The organism is Paraburkholderia sp., assembly GCF_034668105.1.
Taxonomy (GTDB): Bacteria; Pseudomonadota; Gammaproteobacteria; order Burkholderiales; family Burkholderiaceae; genus Paraburkholderia.
Genome location: NZ_JAXDPY010000226.1, coordinates 1 through 8,403, shown reverse-complemented (window position 1 = coordinate 8,403; position 8,403 = coordinate 1). Strand labels below are relative to the sequence as shown.

The window sequence follows — 8,403 nt, the reverse complement described above, 5'->3', positions numbered from 1 at the left end:
CGGCACCGTCGATTCGTAATGCGCGCTGTCTCCCGCGTGCAGCACGAACGTCTTGCCTTCCAGTGTCAACGACACTTCGCCGTCGATCACATACACAAATTCTTCGCCGGCATGCGTGGTCACTTCGGAGCGCTTCTGCCCGGGTGGCATCCTCACGAGGATCGCTTCGAGCTGACGGCCGCCCGTCAGATTGGTCAGCCGCGCAAACAGATTGGCTGAGTCCGCAAAACCAAAAAACTTCAACTGATCGCCACGGCACACCGAGCGTTCTTCACTTGGCGTGTCGACGAAGTACTGCACCGTCACCCCGAGTGCCTGCGCAATCCCGGCCAGCGACGTGATGGACGGTGACGCCAGACCGCGTTCGACTTGCGAGAGAAACGGCTTGGAGATACCTGCCGCGGTTGCCGTGTCGTCCAGGGTGCGCTTGAGCCGTTGCCGCAGTGAGCGGATCTTGCTGCCAAGTTCGAGTGCCGAATTGTTCTGTTGAATTGTCGTGACCATAGCAGGAGGAAGTTAGCCCGTCAAAATTTGTTTGATATAAGTAAATATGGTTTGATAGCGGTTCAGGCCGGGGCCGCGGTCCATTCAGCGCCCGGTCATGCGAGCGACCGCTTTTCGAGACAACATTCTATGTTGCCAGAACCGGAATGCACGGCCGCCGTTTGACCGAGGTTGATCCGCGGACCGTTTTCAAGAATCCGTTTTTCGCGCCGCGTGGACCGCCCACGCGCCGCCGCAACCATAAAAGCAAGAGGTCCATGATGAATTCATCCACTCCGCCCGGCGCACCGGTCTCGCAGACCCGTTCGTTCTCGACGGTCTTCCTGATCGAGATGTGGGAGCGCTTTGGTTATTACGGGATGGCCGCGCTGCTGGTCCTGTTCATGATCGACAAGCTGAACTTCACCGACAGCCACGCCACCCTCACGTGGGGCGCGTTCACGGCGCTGGTGTACGCGTCGCCGTCGATCGGCGGCTGGATCGGCGACAAGATTCTCGGCGCGCGCCGCACGATGATCTTCGGCTCCGTCGTGCTGGCGGCCGGCTATTTCATGCTGGCGCTGCCCAATGAGCAATTGAGCTACATGTACGCGTCGCTCGGCGTGATCGTGGTGGGCAATGGGCTTTTCAAGGCGAATGCCGCGAACCTCGTGCGCCGCATCTACGAAGGCGACGACGCGCGCATCGACAGCGCGTTCACGATCTACTACATGGCGGTCAATATCGGCTCGACGGTGTCGATGCTCGCCACGCCATGGATCAAGGACCATTGGGGCTGGCACACGGCATTCGCGGTCTGCTGCGCGGGCATGCTGCTGTCGGTGGTGAACTACTTCATCATGTTCCGCACGCTCGCGCATATCGGCTCCGCGCCGGATGCCGGACCGATTCGCTGGAAACGCGTCGGCGCGGTCGCGCTGGGCGGCATCGTGCTCGGCACGGCAACGATGTTCGTGCTGCAGCACAAGGCGATTGCCGTGGCCTGCGTCTACACGGCGGGCGTCGCGATTCTGGCGATCTTCGGCTACATGCTGGTGAAGTGCGAACGCTCGGAGCGCGCCGGTCTGGTCGCCGCGCTGATCCTGACCGCGCAGGTGATCCTGTTCTTCGTGTTTTACGTGCAGATGTCGACGTCTCTCACGCTGTTCGCGCTGCGCAACGTCGATCCGCGCTTCATCCTGTTCGGCGAGACGCTGTTCACATGGAGCGCCGCGCAGTTCCAGGCGCTCAATCCGATCTGGATCATGTTGCTGAGCCCGGTGCTCGCGCTGCTCTATACGAAGCTCGCCAGGAGCGGCAAGGACGTGCCGGTTGCGGTCAAGTACGCGGTCGGCTTCGCGGTGGTGGCGGCCGGCTTCTTCGTGTATGCGGCGAGCGGCAACTACGCGGTGAACGGACGCGTGTCGTCGTGGTTCATGGTGGGCGGCTACGGCCTGTATTCGCTCGGCGAATTGCTGGTGAGCGGGCTGGGTCTCGCGATGATCGCGCGCTACGTGCCGGCGCGCATGAGCGGCTTCATGATGGGCGCTTACTTCGTTGCGACCGGCGTGTCGCAGTATCTGGGCAGCGTGGTCGCAAACTTCGCGCAGATGCCGGCGGGCGATCTGGACCCGCTCGAATCGTTGCCGTTGTACACGAAGCTGTTCACGGGCCTGGGCTGGCTTGCGGCGGTCGGCGCGCTGGTGGCCGTGCTGCTGTTGCCGCTGATGCGCAAGCTTTCGCGTGAACATCAGCGTTGCAGCGACGAGGCGCGTGAGAGCGCGCGGCAAACCACCGCGCTGAGCGGTGTGAGCACGGATTGAGTCAGTCGGCAGTAGAAAAATGGCGCGCCTCGGGTTGCACGGGCGCGCCATTTTTGCGTTCCGGGTAATGCTTTCGCGCTCGCCCCCCGCTGATGGCGGCGACCGAGGTAAGCTTGCGGTTAGCACCGGTCTTCCGGTTCAACCCTTTCCCGGATATTCAGGTAACCACTCGGATGGACATCCACATTGCGGTCGAAGGGCGTCACGATCTGTCCGGACAGATCTACCGGCAGTTGCGTGCCGGCATACTCGCGGGGCGTCTCGCCGGCGGCACACGCCTGCCTTCCACGCGCGATCTCGCGACGCAACTGGGCGTGTCGCGCAAGACCACGCTCGACGTATTCGAGCGGCTGCTCTCCGAAGGCTATCTGAGCGCCCGCGCCGGATCGGGCACCTTCGTCGCCGATGGTCTCGAGCGTCTTCCGGTGGAACGCTCGCCGCATGCGCGGGCCGCCGATTCGGCGCGCGAGCGGGCGAAGGCGAAACAGCAAGCCGCGGCGCGCGCCCAGCCGTTCTGGGAGCAGATGCCCGAGACCTTGCCGCTGCCGCGGCCCACGGTGGCCTCGCCGTACGATTTTGTCGGCGGCGCGACCGACAAATCGCTGTTCCCATTCGAGGTCTGGCGCCGCTGCGTGAACCACGCATTGCGGATACAAGCGCGCGGTCCAGGTACGTATCGCGACGTGGCCGGCGAGCAGGAATTGCGCCTCGCGATTTCGCGCTATCTGGCGTTCAACCGCGCGCTCACGAGCAACTGGGACGACGTGATCGTCACGCAAGGCGCGCAGCACGGGCTCGATCTGATGGCGCGCATCACGTTGCGGCCCGGCGAGATCGCGGCGCTCGAAGACCCCGGTTATCCGCCGGCCCACGCATGCTTCACGGCCACGGGCGCTCGCGTGGTGCCGGTCCCGGTGGACAGCGAAGGCCTGATCGTGAGCAAGCTCCCCGACAAGGCGCGGCTCGTCTACGTGACGCCCTCACATCAGTTCCCGCTCGGCATGCCGATGAGTCTGGAGCGGCGCGTCGAGTTGCTCGAATGGGCGCAGAAACGCGGCGCCGTGATCATCGAGGACGACTACGACTGCGAGTACCGCTTCGAAGGCCGGCCGATGGAGCCGCTGAAAAGTCTCGACCGCGCCGGTCTCGTCGCTTATCTGGGCACGTTTTCGAAAACGATTTTCCCGGAGCTGCGGGTCGGCTACGTGGTGCCGCCGGCTTCGCTCCATGGTCCGCTGCTGAAGGCCCGCCAGATCGCCGACTGTCACGGCTGCACGCTCACGCAAACCGCGCTCGCGAGCTTCATGCTCAACGGCGACTTCGCCAAGCATCTGCGGCGCATGCACAAGACTTATGCGGCGCGCCGCGCGATGCTGCTGAAACACTTGCAGGGCGATCTCGCGCCGTGGTTCGAACCGATCGTGCCGACTGCCGGCATCCATCTGGCAAGCCGGCTGAAGGCGCCGTTGACCGAGGCGGCGCTGGTGGGCGCCGCGCGTGAGGCGTCGATCGGTTTGTATGGACTCGCGCCATTCTATTGGCGCGCGAAGCCGGAGCCAGGCTTGATGTTCGGCTATGGCAGCATCGCCGTCGAGCATATCGATGCGGCGCTCACGAAGCTCGCCGGGATTCTGCCGCGCCTCTGAAAAAACGGCGCTTCGCCGCGAGCACGAATATTACGCGCGCAGATCGTCGTCGCGATGTCGCATGGCGGCCTTGACGATTCGACCTATTCGCCTTCGATGGAAAACGGCAGCTACTATCTTTCGAAGGTGCCCGGCATCGACGCAATGCTGATCGGCCACTCGCATCAGGCATTCCCCGACAAGAACAGCAAGCGCAGCGCCTCTTCCAGGCTTCAACGCTTCCACGTTTCAACGCGCGATCATGGCCGGTTGACGTGCTTCAGATCGTGCTCGGTCTCTTTTGTCCTTTCATCATCGCCCGACGCCGAAAGTGCCTCTATTCAGGTATCGAAACGATCTGTAACGTGCGTTACGTGTTCGTGTTGCAGACCGCTTCGAAGCACGCCGACGCACGATTACCCGCTAAAACAAGGATCAAAATGTGTTGCGAAGTCAGCGTTGCGCAACAAACCTTCGCTGTTATACACAAAAGAGTCGCGCAAATCGTATTAGCGCTTGTAGAATCCGGCGTTGAAGCGTGCACATACCGTGTGCGCTTCGTGCAATTCACTGACCACTACAGGTAGGAGAAACATGCCGACTTCCGCAAAAAAGGTGGCCAAGAAGGCTGCTGCCCCGGTACCGACCAAGAAGGTTGCTGCAAAGAAAGTCCCTGCGAAGAAAGCCGTCGCAGCTAAGAAGGTCGCCGTGAAGGCTTCCAGCGCTCCGTCGCCGATCAAGGACACCTTCACGAAGGCCTCGCTGGCTGCACACGTCGCTGAACGCGCCGCAGTGGAACCGAAAACCGCCAAGGCCGTGCTGGCCGCGCTCGAAGACACGATCCTCGGCGCCGTGCACAAGAAGGGCGCCGGCGAATTCACGCTGTCGGGTCTTCTGAAGATCGTCGTGCAAGCTGTGCCGGCGAAGAAGAAGCGCTTCGGCAAAGACCCGTTCTCGGGTGAAGAGCGTTGGTTCCCGGCCAAGCCGGCTAGCGTGCGCATCAAGGCACGTCCGCTGAAGAAGCTGAAAGACGCAGCAGCAGGCTGATCGCGTTTCATGCGTTAGCGCGGTTTTTAACCGTGCGGTTTTGGCCGCGTGCTTCTAGCCGCTTGCTTTAACCGTATGCTTTTAACTGTCGCTAACGTTTGAGCCGACCCGCCGTGCGAGTTGTCCAAATCCCCGTGGATGCGAATCCACGGGGATTTTTTCTGCACAGTCCCGGCGTTTTGCGAGGTGGCGATGTACGCGCCGCGATCCTGCCGCGAGTTCGACTTCGCTCCGCAGAAGGCCCCATGTCCTGTTTTGCCATGACGGCGGCCGCCCGTCGCGGTGCCCTTCCTGCACCGTACTAGCGCATCAGGGGCCGCCGCAGTACGATGACAGCGAAGCCGTGCCAGTCGGGATGCGCTGTTAGCGTGCATGCATCGTGTTTTGCACGCAAAAAGCTCAATGGCATAGCGCTTGCTTGACCGATTGTCGAACACCGAATGCGCAGCGCATTCGCCTTCTATCCGACAACAAGAGCGGGGCGTGACATGCGATGCTATGACGAGATGCGTCATCATGACGATGCCGTGCGGCCACACTATGCGCGCTTTGAGCGGTGGCTGGTAAAGCAGGGCAATGAGGCGATCGCACGCAAGCGCGCGGAAGCCGACCTGCTGTTCCGCCGGGTCGGCATTACCTTCGCGGTGAACGGCGATCTGTCCGGCACCGAGCGGCTGATTCCCTTCGATCTGATTCCGCGCATCATTCCGCGCAGCGAGTGGCAGACGCTGGAGGCCGGTTTGCGCCAGCGGGTCCAGGCGCTCAATCTGTTCATTCACGACGTTTATCACGATCGCAACATCGTGCGCGCCGGGATCGTGCCGGCCGAACAGGTTTATACCAACGCGCAATACCGTCCCGAGATGCAAGGCGTGAACGTACCGCTGGGTGTTTACGCGCATATCGCCGGGGTCGACGTGGTGCGCGCGGGCGACGAGGGCGAATTCTACGTGCTCGAAGACAACCTGCGGGTGCCCTCGGGTGTGTCCTACATGCTCGAAAACCGCAAGATGATGATGCGGCTTTTCCCCGAACTGTTCGTGCAGAACCGCATCGCGCCGGTCGCGCATTATCCCGATCTGCTGCTCGACACACTGCGCTCGGTGGCGCCGGAAGGTGTCGACGATCCGGTCGTGGTGGTGCTCACGCCCGGCATGTACAACTCCGCGTATTTCGAACACACGTTCCTCGCGCAGCAGATGGGCGTGGAGCTGGTGGAAGGCAAGGATCTGTTCGTCGACGACAACTATGTGTTCATGCGCACCACCCAGGGGCCGAAGCGCGTCGACGTGATCTACCGCCGTGTAGACGACGATTTTCTCGATCCGCTAGCCTTCCGCAACGATTCGGCGCTCGGTGTGCCGGGTCTGTTGACCGCGTATCGCGCTGGACGTGTCGGGCTTGCGAACGCCATGGGCACCGGTATCGCCGACGACAAATCGATCTACCCGTACGTGCCGGAAATGATCGGGTTTTACCTCGGCGAGAAGCCGATCCTCAACAACGTCCCCACCTTCCAGTGCCGCAAGCCCGACGATCTCGCCTACACGCTCGCGCATCTGCCAGAACTGGTGGTGAAGGAAGTGCACGGTGCGGGCGGCTACGGAATGCTGGTGGGACCGGCGTCGACGAAAGCCGAAATCGAATCGTTCCGCGAGCGCCTGATCGCGCGGCCCGCGGGTTATATCGCGCAGCCCACGCTGGCGCTCTCCGCGTGTCCGACTTTTGTCGAAGCGGGTATCGCGCCGCGCCATATCGACTTGCGGCCCTTCGTGCTGTCCGGCAAGAGTGTGACGATGTGCGCCGGCGGTCTCACGCGCGTGGCGTTGCAGGAGGGCTCGCTCGTCGTCAATTCGTCGCAGGGAGGCGGCACCAAAGATACGTGGATGGTCGACTGACGCGGTTGCCAACGCGATTGCCACGGGCGCAGGTCACCGCTCATGCAACTCATGACGCCATCCCGGCAACCGCGTGCGCAACCTGACGCGCCGGCAGATGAATCAACCCGCCGCCGGCCCACACGGATAACCCGCGCGAACCTCTTACTCTTGCACAGGTCTCGCGTCATCAGATACGGAACGCCGTCATGCTAAGCCGAACCGCCGATCACCTCTTCTGGATGGCCCGCTACATGGAGCGCGCGGAGAACACCGCCCGCATGCTCGATATCAACCTGAAGGCGCTGCTGCTGCCGCAAACGCCCGAACAGGAGGCGCGCGCGCAACGTTCGGTGCTGCGCATCTCCGAACTCGAAGCTGCCTTCGCGCAGCGCCACGACGAGCCGACCCGCGAGAACGTGCTCGATTTCATGGTGGCCGATGCGACCAATCCGTCGAGTATTCATTCCTGTTTGCAGGCCGCGCGTGAAAATGCCCGTGCCGTGCGCGGCACCTTGACGACCGAATGGTGGGAAACCATCAACGACACCTGGCTCGAGTTCAACGAACGTGCCGCGGCCGGCCAGGCGTCGAGCAATCCGGGTGCGCTGTTCGAATGGGTGAAGTTCCGCTCGCACCTGTCGCGCGGCGTGACGATCGGCACCGCGTTGCAGGACGACGCGTTCTTTTTCACGCAGCTCGGCACCTTCCTCGAACGCGCCGACAACACCGCGCGGATTCTCGACGTGCGCTTTGCCGACGTCGAGCCGAATTCACGCGATGCCGCGCGCCAGCTCGAAGACTTCTACTACTGGACCTCGATTCTCAGTTCGGTGTCGGCGCTGGAAATTTATCGCAAGGTGTATCGCGATGTCGTCACGCCGGCACGGGTGGTCGAATTGATGATCCTGAACCAGCAGATGCCGCGCTCGCTGCTCGCTTCGCTCGAAGGCGTGTGCGCGAATCTCGCGATGCTGCGCACGGCCGGCTCGAACCAGTGCGAGCGGTTTGCCGGCAAGCTGCGCGCCGAGCTGGTGTACTCCGACATCCGGCAAATTTTCGAAGCCGGCCTGCACGCCTATCTGACACAGTTCCTGGCTCGCGTGTTCGAGCTCGGCAATCTGGTTGCGCGTACCTATCTGATGCTGCCAGTCGCCTGACGGAGTTTTTTATGTACCTGACGATCCGCCACGACACGTCCTATCGTTACGAAGCGACTGTCCATTATTCGATCCAGCAACTGCGGCTCACGCCGTCGAGCGGCGCCTCGCAGGTGGTGCGGCGCTGGAGCATCGACGCGCCCGGCAAGCTCGACGCGACCTTCGACGCCTACGGCAATGTGCTGCACACGCTCGTCATCAACAAGCCGCATGGCGAGATTCGTCTGCATGTGGCGGGCGAAGTGGACACGATTGCGCTGATCGACGGTCAATTGCCCGACGCCGTCGGCCCGATTCCGCTCGAGCATTTCACCTGCTCGACGCGTCTTACCGAGGCCGACGCGGCGATTCGCGAGCTGGCCGCATCGGTCCCGAACCTCGCGAGCTC

The 8,403-nt window shown here is 62.5% G+C and carries 7 protein-coding genes; 6 read left to right on the top strand and 1 reads right to left on the bottom strand.

Annotated elements, in window-relative coordinates; translation table 11 throughout:
- Nucleotides 1-504, bottom strand: a 504-nt coding sequence (locus QOC89_RS10650; protein WP_323044973.1) for a helix-turn-helix domain-containing protein, incomplete at its 3' end; no start/stop codon positions are given.
- A 260-nt stretch (nucleotides 505-764) separates the two neighbouring features.
- Here QOC89_RS10650 and QOC89_RS10645 point away from each other — a divergent pair.
- The 6 genes from QOC89_RS10645 to QOC89_RS10615 form a co-directional block, all read left to right on the top strand.
- Nucleotides 765-2,306, top strand: a complete 1,542-nt coding sequence (locus QOC89_RS10645) for an oligopeptide:H+ symporter (RefSeq protein ID WP_323044972.1) — start codon at nucleotides 765-767, stop codon at nucleotides 2,304-2,306.
- A 173-nt stretch (nucleotides 2,307-2,479) separates the two neighbouring features.
- On the top strand, nucleotides 2,480-3,952 hold the full coding sequence (locus tag QOC89_RS10640; RefSeq protein ID WP_323044971.1) for a PLP-dependent aminotransferase family protein: 1,473 nt from the start codon (nucleotides 2,480-2,482) through the stop codon (nucleotides 3,950-3,952).
- Nucleotides 3,953-4,525: 573 nt separating this feature from the next.
- On the top strand, nucleotides 4,526-4,978 hold the full coding sequence (locus QOC89_RS10630) for an HU family DNA-binding protein (RefSeq protein WP_007177969.1): 453 nt from the start codon (nucleotides 4,526-4,528) through the stop codon (nucleotides 4,976-4,978).
- Between the two features lie 488 nt (nucleotides 4,979-5,466).
- Nucleotides 5,467-6,876, top strand: a complete 1,410-nt coding sequence (locus QOC89_RS10625; protein WP_323044970.1) for a circularly permuted type 2 ATP-grasp protein — start codon at nucleotides 5,467-5,469, stop codon at nucleotides 6,874-6,876.
- Between the two features lie 188 nt (nucleotides 6,877-7,064).
- Complete coding sequence (locus QOC89_RS10620; protein ID WP_323044969.1) at nucleotides 7,065-8,015, top strand: alpha-E domain-containing protein; 951 nt, start codon at nucleotides 7,065-7,067, stop codon at nucleotides 8,013-8,015.
- Nucleotides 8,016-8,026: 11 nt separating this feature from the next.
- On the top strand, nucleotides 8,027-8,403 hold a 377-nt coding region (locus QOC89_RS10615; protein WP_323044968.1), incomplete at its 3' end, for a transglutaminase N-terminal domain-containing protein.